Annotated in this window: 11 protein-coding genes and 1 pseudogene; 5 read left to right on the top strand and 7 right to left on the bottom strand. The window is 36.2% G+C overall.

Annotated elements, in window-relative coordinates:
* Positions 1 to 122: 122 nt before the first annotated feature.
* A complete protein-coding gene (gene pstA, locus ACIQ2L_RS13320; protein WP_396159631.1) occupies positions 123 to 971 on the top strand; it encodes a phosphate ABC transporter permease PstA in 849 nt (282 codons plus the stop codon).
* Positions 972 to 973: 2 nt separating this feature from the next.
* Complete coding sequence (pstB, locus tag ACIQ2L_RS13315; protein ID WP_396159629.1) at positions 974 to 1,729, top strand: phosphate ABC transporter ATP-binding protein PstB; 756 nt, start codon at positions 974 to 976, stop codon at positions 1,727 to 1,729.
* Between the two features lie 64 nt (positions 1,730 to 1,793).
* Here pstB and ACIQ2L_RS13310 read toward each other — a convergent pair whose 3' ends face one another.
* The 3 genes from ACIQ2L_RS13310 to ACIQ2L_RS13300 form a co-directional block, all read right to left on the bottom strand.
* Positions 1,794 to 3,326, bottom strand: coding sequence for a carboxypeptidase-like regulatory domain-containing protein (locus ACIQ2L_RS13310; RefSeq protein WP_396159627.1), 1,533 nt, complete (start codon positions 3,324 to 3,326; stop codon positions 1,794 to 1,796).
* A gap of 12 nt (positions 3,327 to 3,338) precedes the next feature.
* Complete coding sequence (coaD, locus tag ACIQ2L_RS13305; RefSeq protein ID WP_396159626.1) at positions 3,339 to 3,797, bottom strand: pantetheine-phosphate adenylyltransferase; 459 nt, start codon at positions 3,795 to 3,797, stop codon at positions 3,339 to 3,341.
* A 61-nt stretch (positions 3,798 to 3,858) separates the two neighbouring features.
* Positions 3,859 to 4,845: a D-alanine--D-alanine ligase gene (locus ACIQ2L_RS13300; RefSeq protein WP_396159624.1), complete on the bottom strand. Its 987-nt coding sequence runs from the start codon at positions 4,843 to 4,845 to the stop codon at positions 3,859 to 3,861.
* Positions 4,846 to 4,936: 91 nt separating this feature from the next.
* Between ACIQ2L_RS13300 and ACIQ2L_RS13295 the strand changes: the two genes are divergently transcribed.
* Together ACIQ2L_RS13295 and ACIQ2L_RS13290 are read left to right on the top strand one after the other, a co-directional pair.
* Positions 4,937 to 5,554: a PASTA domain-containing protein gene (locus ACIQ2L_RS13295; protein WP_396159622.1), complete on the top strand. Its 618-nt coding sequence runs from the start codon at positions 4,937 to 4,939 to the stop codon at positions 5,552 to 5,554.
* Positions 5,544 to 6,596 (top strand): RluA family pseudouridine synthase, encoded by a 1,053-nt coding sequence (locus ACIQ2L_RS13290; RefSeq protein ID WP_396159619.1) that lies wholly within the window; start codon positions 5,544 to 5,546, stop codon positions 6,594 to 6,596. Before ACIQ2L_RS13295 ends, ACIQ2L_RS13290 begins: the two co-directional genes overlap by 11 nt.
* Positions 6,597 to 6,656: 60 nt before the next feature.
* On the opposite strand, the gene lgt is transcribed toward ACIQ2L_RS13290, so the two are convergent.
* From lgt to folE, 4 genes are all read right to left on the bottom strand, one after another.
* Positions 6,657 to 7,571 carry a prolipoprotein diacylglyceryl transferase gene (lgt, locus tag ACIQ2L_RS13285; protein ID WP_396159617.1) on the bottom strand — a complete coding sequence of 305 codons (915 nt, stop codon included), beginning with the start codon at positions 7,569 to 7,571 and terminating at the stop codon, positions 6,657 to 6,659.
* Positions 7,572 to 7,650: 79 nt separating this feature from the next.
* Complete coding sequence (gene yidD, locus ACIQ2L_RS13280) at positions 7,651 to 7,893, bottom strand: membrane protein insertion efficiency factor YidD (RefSeq protein ID WP_396159615.1); 243 nt, start codon at positions 7,891 to 7,893, stop codon at positions 7,651 to 7,653.
* Positions 7,894 to 7,902: 9 nt separating this feature from the next.
* Positions 7,903 to 9,381 (bottom strand): cysteine--tRNA ligase, encoded by a 1,479-nt coding sequence (gene cysS, locus ACIQ2L_RS13275; RefSeq protein ID WP_396159613.1) that lies wholly within the window; start codon positions 9,379 to 9,381, stop codon positions 7,903 to 7,905.
* A 100-nt stretch (positions 9,382 to 9,481) separates the two neighbouring features.
* Entirely contained in the window at positions 9,482 to 10,153 is a 672-nt protein-coding gene (gene folE, locus ACIQ2L_RS13270) for a GTP cyclohydrolase I FolE (protein ID WP_396159611.1), read from the bottom strand.
* Between the two features lie 153 nt (positions 10,154 to 10,306).
* On the opposite strand from folE, the pseudogene ACIQ2L_RS13265 reads away from it, so the two are divergent.
* Positions 10,307 to 14,696, top strand: a pseudogene (locus tag ACIQ2L_RS13265) (hypothetical protein); the annotation flags it as partial.

The raw sequence follows: 14,696 nt of genomic DNA, 5'->3' as shown, positions 1-14,696 counted from the left end.
CCATACCAAACTACGCATTATTTTGCCTTATTCGCTATTGCAGCTTTGCTTTTCATAATTACGCTTTTCGTCAATTTGCTAGGCGAATATTTTGCCAATCGATTAAGAAAATTTCACGCCTGATGAATAAGAAAAGAATACTCAATAGTTTTAACTGGCTTATTCTTTGCGGTAGCACTTTTATAGTGTGTTTATTTTTAGCTGTGATATTGTGGGATATTTTCTCAAAAGGTTTCTCAAGTTTATCATGGAATTTTGTATCCTCTTTTCCAACAGACGGTATGACCAAAGGCGGAATTCTTCCTGCTTTGGTTGGCACTGTAATTCTCACTTTTATTACTACTTTATTTGCAGTTCCTTTTGGCGTAGCTTGTGCCATTTACCTTAACGAATATGCTCGTCCCTCTTTACTTACTAATATCATACGTGCTTCCATTAGAAACCTAGCGGGCATTCCATCTATCATTTATGGTTTATTTGGGTTAGCGTTGTTTGTACAAGCATTGCACTTAGGTACCTCCATCTTATCGGCAGGCCTAACTTTGGGTTTGCTCTCTTTGCCGTATATTATTACCACTACCGAAGAAGCTTTGAAACGCATACCCAATAGTTTGCGGGAAGCTACATTGGCTTTAGGTGTTACACAAGTAGAAACGATAAAAGATGTGGTGTTGCCAAAGGCTTTACCCGGTATTTTAACTGGGGTAATTTTAACCTTATCACGAGCTGCTGGAGAAACAGCGCCTATATTATTTACCGGTGTTGCTTTTTATATTAACGGGGTAAGCACTTCTGCCAATCAGGAATTTATGGCATTGCCCTATCATTTGTATATGCTTTCAACACAGCATAATGCTATAGAACTGGTCAGACCATTAGCGTACGGTACAGCAACTATATTAATCCTATTGGTATTTTTGTTGAATTTTATAGCTTTTTATGTACGATTTAAAAACAGAACACAAGATTAATAATGGATGCAATAAAACTAAGAGTCGAAAATCTAAACCTATTTTTTGGGAACAAGCAAATTCTTAAAAATATAAATATTGATTTTCCCAAAAATCAAGTAACTTCTTTAATTGGTCCATCCGGTTGCGGAAAATCGACATTGCTTCGGAGTTTTAATCGAATGCACGACCTATCACCTGATGCCAAAATAGAAGGAAAATTGTATTTAGAAGAATTAGACTTATATGACAAAAAAAATTCAGTAACCAATATTCGCAAACGTATTGGGATGGTTTTTCAAAAACCAAACCCATTGCCTAAAAGTATATACGAAAATCTTTCCTACGCATTAAAAATTCATAACTATCCTAAGAATGAAATTCCCGAATTAATTGAAAATGCCTTGAAAGAAAGTTTTTTATGGGAAGAAGTAAAGGATGAGTTAAAAAAACCAGCAGTAAAGTTATCAGGTGGTCAACAACAACGGCTTTGTATTGCCCGAACCGTAGTGCTTAGGCCAGAAGTGATTTTAATGGACGAACCTTGTTCAGCACTCGACCCAATTAGCACAAAAAAAATAGAAGAACTGATATTAAAACTAAAAAAAGATTTTACGATTATTATTGTTACGCACAATATGCAACAAGCCCAACGCATCTCTGATAACGTAGCTTTTATGTATTTAGGTGAATTGATAGAATTTGACACCTGCGACACTATTTTCAATCATCCTAAAAACGAACTAACGCAACGTTATATTGGCGGTCATTTTGGATAAAACTTTTGAAAATCAACTTACAGTTGTTTAAACCAATTGCATGCTTATTTAAATTGCTAGTGTATTAGTACACAGATTTAAACTGCTTCATTTCTTCGATAGGCTCTATCGCATTATATTCTTTCCAAATTTTTGGGTCGTAGGATTTAAGCATTATAAAATTAAAATCGTCTTCAGCCACTTTTTGGATAGTAGCTTCTGAAGTTTCCGTACGAGAGATGTTCAGAAATTCTGTTTTCGTAATGGTGTTGGCTTCAATTTTCATGTCGAAAGCAACTACATCTTTCTCATTGTCTGTCAACTCTATAAATTTTAAGGGCCTGTTTAAATATATATATTGTCCGGTTTCCTTCACGGCATAGTGCATATAATAACCATCCCCGATAGGATTTTTTTTGAAGATGAGCGTACCAGTACTTAAATTTTCTTGTGTTTTCACTCCCAATAGGAGTTTCATATTAAATCCACTTACTTTTTTACCTTCTGCTAAGGAGAATTCCGTTCGGATAACCGCAAAATCTGATTCAGAAATGTAGAGTTTTCCTGTATATATTGCCCTGTTTTTTTTCGGTTTAAAGCTTAAAACATACACAAATTCATAGTCATTAGAATAGGTTGCGCCTTCATATACGTATTCATAGATTTCAGTATCATTGATGAATTTTAAATCTTTTTTATTTAGTAAGCTAGTCTCAGATAAAAATGAACTAAGACTTGCTTTTGTTGTGGTTAATTGGTTTGTTTTTACTTTCTTTTTTCTTTGATTAAAATCTTTTCGCAAGGATAAGGTATCTTTCGAACCAAAAAGGCCACTTTTTATTCGGTAATATTTCGAAGTATCCAAATGCGTTAGCATGATATCTCTGGTCGATTTTTGTAATTCTTCGAGCGAAGCAGAACTGTTTTCATTTTTCAATTTTGTAGCTTTTATTACATCAAGCTTAGATAAGTAATAGGGCTTATCATCTTTTTGAGTTTTGAAAGTAAAGTAATTGCATAGCACATCTGTGTATTCTTTTGGAGGCTGTGAGGGTAATTTTGAGGTGTAAGCACTCAGTTGTGTATTGGCTTTCTTTAGCGCTTCTTTCGAAAATCCAGTTGATTTTTCAATTTCAACATCTAATTTAGAAGGCTTGAAATTCGTAGTAGTTCTAATGAAAATCTTATCCTTAGTAGCTTGTCCCTCTTTTTTATAATTGCGTTCCAAATTCGCTTTTACGTTAGCCATAATCTCGTTTGGACTTAATTTTTTGTTGGAAATAGCAACTTCATTGAGTTCAATAATGGCAGCTTGTAATTTGATGATAAGTTGCTGTTCTTTTAATTCGCCCACAGTTAGCTTATTATTTACGAATCCGAGATACGAAACTACTAATGATGTACTACTATCACTACTGTTTTCAGACAAGGTAAAATAACCCTCAGCATTCGAAATTAGACTTTCCGAATTATTAACCAAAATGTTTGCATAGGGAATACTTTCTCCTGTACTAGAGTCAACAATTTTTGCGGTGATGTTTTGGCTATTGGCTATTTGAATAAAAATAAGTGCTGGTACTAAAAAGAACAAAAGTTTTCTGCAGACGAATAATTTCATAATTACGATTTTTTATTTTTTTACTGTAACAGAATCAGGAACCAAAACCGTATAATCGCCGCCGTTTCTTATAACATCACGAACAATACTTGAGGATATATAAGATGTTTTAGAAGCGGTTAAAAGAAAGACGGTTTCAATTTTTGACAATCTTCTGTTGGTATGCGCAATGGCTTTTTCGAACTCAAAATCAGCTGGGTTTCTGAGGCCACGCAAAATAAATTGTGCTCCTTCTTTTTTGCACAAATCTATTGTTAGTCCTTCATACGTGATGACTGAAACTTTGAGTTCGTCTTTAAAAGCCTCTTCAATAAATTTTTTTCGGTCTTCTAAAGAAAACATATATTTTTTTTCAGCATTGATACCAATGGCTACAACCACTTCGTCAAAAAGTGAGATGCCTCTTTTAATAATATCGTAATGACCATTGGTGATAGGGTCGAATGAACCGGGGAAGATTGCTTTTTTCATTGTTTGATGTTTATGGTTTATGGTTTATGGTTTTAACTATAAACCACAAACTCTAAACTTATTATTTTTTCCAAATAGGTTTCCTTTGTAAAGCTAAACTAATTTCATTTTCCAACAAGTCACTAAATGCAATATTGGCATGTGCTGCTTGTTGCGGAAAAATACTTTGGGGCGACAATCCTGGGTTGGTATTTATTTCGATAAAATGGGGAATGCCATTCATGATAATAAAATCGGTTCGAGAAAAGCCAGTCATTCCAAGCGATTCGTATACTTTTTTGGCGGTTTCAATTACTAAAGCTTCTAGATCAGATGAGATTCGGGCTGGGGTTATTTCATTCGATTTGCCTAAATACTTGGCTTCATAATCAAAAAAAGCATTTTGAGAAACAATTTCGGTAATGCCCAATACGGTAGTTTCGCCTTTATAATTTAATACCCCAACAGAAACTTCGGTTCCATTCAAATACGATTCTATCAAAATATCATTGTCTTCTGCAAAAGCAAAATCGAGTGCTTTCGGTAAATCATCCAAAGTACTCACCATCGAAATACCTAAGCTGCTTCCGGATTGATTGGGTTTTACAAAAAAAGGCAATCCTAACTCTGATTGAATTTTATTTGTATCAATAGCATCGCCTTTAGATAAGTAAATGGATTTTGCTTTTGGTATGTTGAACTTTGATAGCACCGAAAGTGTATCTCTTTTGTTAAATGTTAAACTCGATTGGTAATAATTGCAGCCCGAATACGGCAACTCAATAAGTTCCCAATAGGCCTGCATATGTCCGTCTTCACCGGGAGTTCCATGAATGGTATTCATTATTACATCAAAGGTGATGATTTGATTTTCTTTAGTAACGGTAAAATCAGCTTTATTAATAGGATATTTTGTTGCCTCAATTAAGCAATACCATTCGTTGCTAAGTATGTGAATTTCAAAAGCACGGTATTTGGTTTTGTCAAGATGATTTAGAATTAATTGACCACTTCGTAATGATATTACCGATTCATCCGAATATCCACCCATTACTACAGCTACGTTCATTTAGATTAGTTTTAGTAAAAACAAAATTATCATTTTTTTTGAAACAAATTGGCTTTAGGTTTTTATATATTTGCCTAAATTAATTATCTCTATGAGTTTACGTGCTTATTTAACTAGCCGAGTCTTTTTTGCCCAAATTCTGGCCGCTATGGCTATAGTAGGGGTAATTTCGTATTTGTTTTTTCATTGGATCACTTTTACAACACATCACGGACAAGAAATTACGGTTCCTGATTTGGGCAAGCTTTCTGCCGAGCAAGCGGAAGAAAAATTAGCAGCTATCGATTTGGATTATATTATTTTAGATACGGTTGATTTTAGACCCGATTACCCAAAGTTGACTATTGTAGAACAAGAGCCAAAAGCGGGTTCAAAAGTAAAAGAAGGCAGAAAAATTTATATCAAAATTAATGCTTCAACCTATACTATGGTTTCTGTTCCGGATTTGATTGAAAAAACGTATCGTCAGGCTGTGCCAACATTAGAAGCCATTGGTTTGTTAGAAGGAACCATAACGTACAAGCCTTATTTAGGTAAAGACATGGTTCTGGAATTGCGCTTGAATGGAAAGAAATTAAAAGCGGGTGATAAAGTTTTGAAATCCTCTAAAATTGATTTGGTGCTTGGTGACGGAAAAGTTACTTATGAAGAAACTATAGATTCGACCGTCGTAGATACTACACAAATGCCAGAAATAGATGCTCAATAATAGTGACACTCCCGAATTAGAAGAAGAAGAATTATTTGAACACCATCGATTTGTAGCTGATAAAGGACAATCGTTGCTACGTGTGGATAAATTCTTAATGCATTTGATTGCTAATGCTACGCGAAACAAGATTCAGAAAGCTGCTGAAGATGGAAATATTTGGGTGAATGATATTCCTGTAAAATCAAATTACAGAGTTAAGCCTCTGGATGTCGTGCGTGTAATGCTTTCGCATCCGCCATTTGAGAATCTCATACTTCCTGAGGATATTCCTTTAGACATCGTTTTTGAAGATGAAGCGTTGTTGATTATCAATAAACCACCTGGGTTGGTTGTGCATCCCGGACACGGAAATTATACAGGAACTTTAGTAAATGCTTTGGCATTTCATTTTGAAAACCTACCTAAAAACTCTAGTGAACGTCCAGGATTGGTACACCGAATAGATAAAGATACTACAGGACTTTTGGTTATTGCCAAAACCGAAGCTTCGATGACCCATTTGGCCAAGCAATTTGAAGATAAAACTACCGAGCGCGAATATATTGCTTTGGTCTGGGGAAATGTAAAAGAAGACGAAGGAACGATTGAAGGAAATATTGCTCGTCATGTAAAAGACAGAATGCAAATGGCTGTTTTTCCTGATGGTGAAATTGGAAAACATGCGGTAACCCATTATAAAGTAGTAGAACGATTTGGTTATGTTACATTAGTTTCGTGTAAATTAGAAACGGGTAGAACGCACCAAATTAGAGTGCACATGAAGTATATTGGGCATACTTTATTTAACGACACACGATACGGTGGCGATTTGATTTTAAAAGGAACTACGTTTACCAAATACAAACAATTTATTGACAATTGTTTTAAAACCCTACCAAGACAAGCACTACATGCTAAAACTCTTGGTTTTGTTCATCCAACTACAAAAGAATATATGCGTTTTGATACGGAGTTGCCTCAAGACATGAAAGACTGTATTCAAAAATGGCGTAATTATGCGAAGTCTGGTTTGACAGATAATGAAGACCCGAGTCCTTAGGACGAACTGTATGAAGCGAAGCGAAATAAATTAAAAATCCCTAAACAAGGTTTTTTACTATTAAATTTCTTCTTCTATGGGTTTTTCGGCAACAAATAAGTAGTAAATCCCTAATAATATAAACGGAATACTTAGCCATTGCCCTGTTGAAAAGAGTCCAAATGTTTTTTCAATTCCACCTTGACTTTCTTTTACATACTCCACTACAAAACGAACGGACCAAAGTAGAATTAGGAAATAGCCAAAAATCAACCCGTGTTTTTCGGCTGTTTTTGTTTTCCAATACAAGAAGAAAAGAATTAAGAATACAAAGACATAGGCACCAGCTTCATACAACTGGGCTGGGTGTTTAGCTGGAACTCTTTCTACTAATGCAGCATATTTAGGGTCGGTAACCAAAGCTTCATAGGCCTGATTTACATTCGATATTTTGGTCATATTTACTACTTCTTTTGGCGAGTAATAATCTCTAACAAATCGGATTCCGAATGACGAGTCAGTAACTTTTCCAACAATTTCAGAGTTGAAAAAATTTCCAATTCTGACAAAAACAGCACCACAAGCTACTGGAATTACAACCCTGTCTAAAACCCAAAGCATGGGTTTTTTGATGACTTTATCGCTATAAAAATACATGGCAATTATTATAGAAACGGCAGCACCATGACTGGCTAATCCCTGAAAACCAGTAAACTCAAATTTAGGAGTGAATCGAAAAGGCAATAAAATTTCTAAAAGATTATTTCTGTAGTATTCCCAATCGTAGAAAAAAACGTGACCTAATCGAGCGCCAAGTAAAGTAGCTATAACGGTCCAAATAAATAAGGTGTCTAATTTTTCAATAGGTTCTTTCTCTCTTATGAAAATATGTTTCATAATGTACCATCCTAAACCAAAAGCAATTACAAACATCAAGCTGTAAAAACGTATTGTAAAAAAACCAATATTTATTCCTTCTGATGGATTCCAAATCATGAGCGATTCTTTTTTATTTTATAAATGTGCATGTAAAAGTAGTGATTTGTTCTAAAAAGACTAAAAAATTAAGTAAACTTTAGCAGGAGCATTTTTTTTCTGGGACAGGATCATACCCATTTTTTCCCCATGGATGACAACGTATTATTCGGTTGACACCTAAATACGTGCCTTTAAACGGACCATGAATTTTTAGGGCTTCAATAAAATAACTGGAACATGTAGGTTGAAACCGGCAACTCGATGGTATCAATGGAGACAGCACTATTTTATAAATATAAATGAGTACTAAAAATGGTGCTATTAGAATTTTTTTCAACATAATATAACCTTAAACACTAAAAGTGGTGCCGTCTTTTCCGTCTTTTAATTGAATTCCAAGTTCAAATAACTGATCTCGGATTTGATCAGACAAAGCAAAGTTTTTATTGGCCCGGGCTTCATTGCGCATGCCAATTAGCATTTCAACTACTCCGTTTAATTTTTCAGAAGTATCAGCAGCCGCTTTTTCATCTTTTATTCCGATAACATCTAATATAAACGTATGTAAGGTTTCTGAAAGTGTATTTAAATCGGCAGTGGTAACTGTTTCTTTTCCGTCATTTATCAAATTGACAAACTTTATTCCTTCAAATAAATTAGCAATCAAAATAGGCGTATTAAAATCATCATTCATCGCATCATAGCAATTTTGTTTCCAAGAAAGAATGTCAAGACTAGAACTAGCACTAGCTTGTATATTTTTTAATACATCCAAACCTTCCATCAAACGATTAAATCCTTTCTCAGCAGCTAAAATGCCATCATCAGTAAAATCAAGAATACTACGGTAGTGGGCTTGCATCATAAAGAAACGAGCCACATTTGGAGAAAATGCCTTACTTAAAAACGGACTTCCACCCGAATAAATTTCACTAGGCAGCAAATTATTTCCTGTAGATTTTGACATTTTCTTGCCATTTAAATTCAGCATATTAGCATGCATCCAATAATTCACAGGACTATGGCCGGTACAAGCTTCGTTTTGCGCAATTTCACATTCATGGTGAGGAAATTTTAAGTCCATTCCACCACCATGAATATCAAAGGTTTCACCCAAATACTTGGTACTCATAGCCGTACATTCTAAATGCCAACCCGGAAAACCAATTCCCCAAGGCGAAGGCCAACGCATGATGTGTTCGGGCTCGGCTTTTTTCCAAAGTGCAAAATCTTGTGGATTTTTTTTATCGCTTTGTCCGTCAGTATCACGAGTATTGGCGAGCATTTCGTCTATATTCCGACCACTTAATTTTCCGTAATGATTGTTTTCGTTAAATTTTACCACATCAAAATAGACCGAGCCATTTTTTTCATACGCAAATCCTTTCTCAATAATCTGGTTTACGATTTCAATTTGCTCAATGATATGTCCAGTTGCTGTAGGTTCAATGCTGGGAGGAAGAAAATTAAACTGATTCAAAACATTATGAAAATCGACCGTGTAACGCTGAACGATTTCCATTGGCTCCAATTGTTCAACCCGTGCTTTTTTAGCAATTTTATCTTCGCCATCATCTACATCGTCTACAATATGCCCAACGTCTGTTATGTTTCTCACATAGCGAACTTTGTAATCTAAATGCAATAAATACCTAAAAATCATATCAAAAGACATGAAGGTTCTCACGTTTCCAAGATGCACATTACTATAAACCGTTGGTCCGCAAACATACATTCCGACATTGCCAGCATGCACAGGTTTGAATACTTCTTTTTCTCCCGAAAGTGAGTTGTATATTTTTAGTTGATTCTGTTTATAAAGTTGCATAGTTTGAAGCTTTTTCCAGCTTTACGTTTCAATCTTTTGTTTTGTCCTTCGACAAGCTCAGGATGACAAAACAAAAGGATTTCCACTGCAATCTGGGCTATTAAAATTTGGTATCTAATTTAATGTAATCTAAAAACTCACTACGTGTTGCCTCTTCTTTGAATTTTCCACCGTATTCGGATGTTACGGTACTACTTTCAATATCCCGGATTCCACGTGAATTAACACAAAGATGTTTGGCATCAATAACACAGGCTACATCATCAGTTCCTAACACGTGTTGTAATTCCTGGACAATTTGCATGGTTAAGCGTTCTTGAACCTGAGGTCTTTTGGCAAAAAAATCCACAATCCGATTCATTTTAGAAAGACCAACAACGGTTCCGTTTGATATGTAGGCGACATGTGCTTTACCAATTATCGGCAATAAATGATGCTCACAAGTAGAGTAGAGGGTAATGTTTTTTTCGACCAACATTTCTCCATATTTATAATTGTTAGAAAACGTTGAGGCCTTTGGTTTTTTATTTGGGTTTAGGCCACCAAAGATTTCTTTGACAAACATTTTCGCTACCCTGCTTGGAGTTCCTTTTACACTATCGTCGGTTAAATCCATCCCTAGGGTAATCAAAATGTTTTCAACATCTTTTCTTATTAGCTCAATTTTTGTTTCATCAGATAAATTAAACGCATCATTTCTTACAGGATTTTGTGCGCTGGTCGCAATATGATTTTCTCCTAATTCGTCGTTAATTTGGTCACTCTTTGTCATTAAATTCTTTATTAATTTGGGTTTTTAAAATTGAAAACAAAGATAAATAATAAAATTCAATATAAACTTCAATGTGTTAAATTAAAAATATTGAATTACCAGTGTTGTCTTTTTGTTAATTTTATGTAAATTACGCCCAAAAATTGAATTGCAATGAAAGGTAAAATTTTACTTATTACAAGTTTACTATTTATTAATTACAACTATTCACAAAACTTGCTTACTAATGGCGGGTTTGAAAGTGGAGGTTCAGGAGTAGGTTTTGTTTGTAACGGAACAGGATATACCCCAGTGGCTATTCCTTACACTGGGACAACTACAACGGGAAATTTTGCAATTGTTCCTAATCCTAATACAATAAATACTGCCAATTTCATTTTTGAAGGCGACCGTACAACAGGGGTAGGAAAAATGCTGGCTATTGATGGTAACACAACTGCTGGAAATCCAAGATTTTGGAAAGCTGGAGGAACAGGTGCGGGTGTTACTGGGTTAACTATCGGAACAACCTATCGATTTAGTTATTGGATAAAATCTATTTCAAGCTTAGGCTCACCAGCAATTATAGACTTGCTAGTTGCAGGAGGAACAGCGCCGGTTTTATCTTCGGGTTCAACCACAGCGCCAGCGCCTTCTTTAGGTTGGAGGCATGTTATTTATACATTTCAAGCTACGGCTACAACAGCTACTATAGAATTGTGGAATACCAATACAACAGCTATTGGAAATGATTTTGCTATTGATGATGTTATGTTGCGAGCTGATTTAATGGTTACGGCAAATGTTACTAATGCAGCATGTGTCACAGCAACAGATGGTGGTATAACAGTATCAGGTTTTGGAGGAACAGCACCTTATGTAAATTATACTATTGCAGGACCAGTGAATCAAAACAATGCGACTGGAGTATTTACAAATTTACCTCCAGGAACCTATACCGTTTCTGTGACCGATAGTGCTGTTCCAGCTGCTACAGCGACTTTAGCTAATATAGTTGTGGGTCCAAAAATTACAGTGACACCCAATAGTGCTATTTGTATAGGTAATTCTATTAATTTAAATGCGGCCGGAAGCTCCTCAGGTTATACTTGGACAGCGGTTCCTGCAGCCACTGCTGGTTTGACAACGCCTAATATTGCTAATCCAACAGTGACACCCACTGTTACTACAACATATACAGTTACCTCAACTGTTGGGGCTTGTGCTCCAATCACAGGTGCTGTAACAATCACTGTTAATCCCTTACCAAACGTTACAAGTACAAGTTTAGTACAAACGATATGTCCAGGAAACCAAGCTACTTTTGCTATTACAGGAACACCAAATTCTACAATTACCTTGCAAAGCACTTTAAATCCGGTACCTTTTAGCGTAACGGTAAATATTGGGCCTTTAGGAACGGCAACTTTTCAGACAGCAATATTAGCGTCATCTGAAATTTACCAATTTGTAAAAATTAGAGGCTTCTTCACTTTGTGTGAAAGAAATCTTACACCAAGTGCTTTAACACTAACTGTAAATGTAGTTCCCAATGGATGTGCTACTGTTGAAGCAGAAAATGCTCCAGGGACACCGGCATTAGATCTTACTTTATGCACTCCAGGTGAATGTAGAACGTTGCGAGCAAATGTTACTGATGTACCCTCGACGACTACTTACACTGTTTCTTCAATACCTTTCTGTCCTCAAGCGGCTTTCGAAAATCCTACATGGAATAATATTTTACCCGGTGGTCCAATTGGTGATGACGATTGGGCCGCTCCATTTAGTTTACCTGCAGGTATGAATTTTTGTTTTTATGGCGAAAATTATACACAATTAAATGTGGGAACGAATCAAGTAATTCGCTTTCCAACTCCACCAGCTCGGACAGATCTTTTTGCAGCTGGTGATTACTGTGAGTGGTCATATAATACCACTATACCTAATGCTGCTTTTCCAATTAAAAATGCAATATTTGGTGTTTATCAAGATACAGACTTTTCAGTTACGCCACCAGTAGGAACTCAAATTAGTGTTAATTATCAAGTTGTAGGAACGTATCCTTGTAGAAAATTTATCGCTAATTTTTCCAATTGTCCTCAATTTTCCTGTGGTATCGGTATAGGTTTATCTACTAGTCAAATTGTTTTATATGAAGTGTCAAACATTATTGAAGTTTATGTACAAAGAAGGGTATTTTGTGGCTGGAATGGGGGAAGAGGTACTGTAGGTGTAATCAATGTTTTAGGAAACCAAGCCGTTGCAGCTCCCGGGAGAAATGCAGCTGCATTTAGTACTGATCCAACACCAAATAATCCAAATAATGCAGATAATGTATCCGAGGCATGGCGATTTACTCCTACTGGACCAAACATACCCGTAACTGTAAACTGGTATGAAGGCCCAGCAGTGCCAGCAAACTTTATAGGTACAGGTCCAACAGTTACAGTTTGTCCATCAGTGACTACAACGTATACACTAGAAACTATCTATAATGTTTGTGGTATACCTCAAACCGCTACATCTACAACAACTTTAAATGTAAAATCTGATTTAACAGGAACGCCCCTAGATATAACAGAATGTACAAACGTTTTTGATATTACATCCAATACAGGAATTATTTTAGGAGCCTTAAGTCCGTCAGAATATGATATTACCTATCATACTTCTTTAGCGGATGCTAATTTGGGAAATAATCCAATACCACTAGCAAGTTTAACTGCTTATTCTCCGGGTGTTGCAGTAGGTTCATACCCCATTTATGCTTCTATTTTCTTAAACAGCTTTAACTGTAGGGTAATAAAACCATTTAATTTGATTATTGATAATTGTTCCATTCGAATAGGTGCTTTAAGTGATCTTACAGTATGTGAAAATCCAGCCAATCTTGGAACAGGTGTTTTTGATCTTACACAGCAAATAGTTCCAGCTTTGGATGGTCAAGTTGCAACAGATTATACGATAACTTTTCACAGTTCTCAGGCTAATGCAACAGCAGGAACTCCAATTATCCCCGGTCCATTAAACACTTTTACTGGAATAGAAGGGCAGATGATTTATGTTAGAATAACGGATAATTCCGACGCTACTATTTTTGCAACAACTTCTTTTGAATTGCATGTAAGTATTTTAGCTAATGCAGGATTAGATGGTAATATAACAGTTTGTGAGTCTAGCGCTAGTGCCATCGATTTATTTAGTTTAATTTCGGGTGAACAAACGGGAGGTACTTGGGTAAGAACTACTGGAACTGGTGGTGTTTTTAATGCTGCAGCAGGAACATTTACCCCAGCAGTTGGAGCTATTACTTCAACGTTTACTTATACAATAACAGCAGTTGCTCCTTGTGTAAATGATAGTAGTATTGCCACAATCACTATTTTACCTCAACCTACAGCTGGTGCTGATGGAGGAACAGTAATTTGTGCTAGTAGTGTTACACCTATTGATTTATTTAGTTTAATTACAGGCGAACAAGCAGGAGGAACTTGGGTAAGAACCACTGGTGTTGGAGGAACTTTTAATGCCGCTGCAGGAACATTTGCACCAACAGTTGGTGCTGCTACTTCAACTTTTACGTATACAGTTGTTGGTACAGCTCCATGCCTAAATGATAGTAGTGTTGCCACAGTAACCATTAGTGGGCAACCTGATGCCGGTATCGATGGTAGTGTTATCGTTTGCGAAAGTAGTGTAGTTGCAGTAAACTTATTTAGCTTAATAACCGGAGAACAAGCCGGTGGAGTATGGACACGAACGACTGGAACTGGAGGAACGTTCAATGCTGCAGCAGGTACTTTTACACCAGCTGTTGGTGCTACAAACTCGACATTTACTTATACTTTGTCCGGTGTCGCTCCATGTATTACCGATACAAGTTTAGCTTCTATAAATATTATACCTCAAGCAAATGCGGGTACCGATGGTGGGTCTACTGTTTGTGAAAATAGTATTGTAGCGGTTGATTTATTTAGTTTGATTACAGGTGAACAATCTGGTGGAGTATGGACAAGAACTACTGGAATAGGAGGAACTTTTAATGCAGCTGCGGGTACTTATACTCCTGCAATAGGTGCTACCACTTCAACATTTACGTATACTGTAACTGGTACTGTTCCTTGCGCTAATGATATAAGCTTGGCTACTATTACTATTAATGCTCAACCTAATGCAGGTACCGATGGTGCAACGACAGTTTGTGAGACTAGTGTAGCAGCAATTAATTTATTTACTTTAATCACAGGCGAACAAGCCGGTGGAGTATGGACACAAACGACTGGGACTGGAGGAACATTTAACGCAGCAGCAGGTACTTATACTCCTGCAGTTGGTGCTACCACTTCAACATTTACTTATACTGCATCTGGTACAGCTCCATGTGCTAATGATACAAGTTTAGCTTCTATAAATATTATACCTCAAGCAAATGCAGGTACCGATGGTGGGTCTACTGTTTGTGAAAATAGTATTGTAGCGGTTGATTTATTTAGTTTGATTACAGGTGAACAATCTGGTGGAGTATGGACAAGAACTACTGGAATAGGAGGAACTTTTAATG

Source organism: Flavobacterium sp., from assembly GCF_044369455.1.
GTDB lineage: Bacteria > Bacteroidota > Bacteroidia > Flavobacteriales > Flavobacteriaceae > Flavobacterium.
The sequence above is the reverse complement of the archived record's forward strand: the minus strand, read 5'-3'. Positions and strand labels throughout refer to the sequence as shown.

What these genes read in the sequence shown, in the direction of transcription:
- coaD (WP_396159626.1), bottom strand. Translation starts at nt 3,797, where the DNA reads ATGAAAAAAGCAATCTTCCCCGGTTCATTCGACCCTATCACCAATGGT.
- ACIQ2L_RS13310 (WP_396159627.1), bottom strand. Translation starts at nt 3,326, where the DNA reads ATGAAATTATTCGTCTGCAGAAAACTTTTGTTCTTTTTAGTACCAGCA.
- yidD (WP_396159615.1), bottom strand. Translation starts at nt 7,893, where the DNA reads ATGTTGAAAAAAATTCTAATAGCACCATTTTTAGTACTCATTTATATT.
- ACIQ2L_RS13290 (WP_396159619.1), top strand. Translation starts at nt 5,544, where the DNA reads ATGCTCAATAATAGTGACACTCCCGAATTAGAAGAAGAAGAATTATTT.
- pstA (WP_396159631.1), top strand. Translation starts at nt 123, where the DNA reads ATGAATAAGAAAAGAATACTCAATAGTTTTAACTGGCTTATTCTTTGC.
- ACIQ2L_RS13295 (WP_396159622.1), top strand. Translation starts at nt 4,937, where the DNA reads ATGAGTTTACGTGCTTATTTAACTAGCCGAGTCTTTTTTGCCCAAATT.
- lgt (WP_396159617.1), bottom strand. Translation starts at nt 7,571, where the DNA reads ATGATTTGGAATCCATCAGAAGGAATAAATATTGGTTTTTTTACAATA.
- cysS (WP_396159613.1), bottom strand. Translation starts at nt 9,381, where the DNA reads ATGCAACTTTATAAACAGAATCAACTAAAAATATACAACTCACTTTCG.
- folE (WP_396159611.1), bottom strand. Translation starts at nt 10,153, where the DNA reads ATGACAAAGAGTGACCAAATTAACGACGAATTAGGAGAAAATCATATT.
- ACIQ2L_RS13300 (WP_396159624.1), bottom strand. Translation starts at nt 4,845, where the DNA reads ATGAACGTAGCTGTAGTAATGGGTGGATATTCGGATGAATCGGTAATA.
- pstB (WP_396159629.1), top strand. Translation starts at nt 974, where the DNA reads ATGGATGCAATAAAACTAAGAGTCGAAAATCTAAACCTATTTTTTGGG.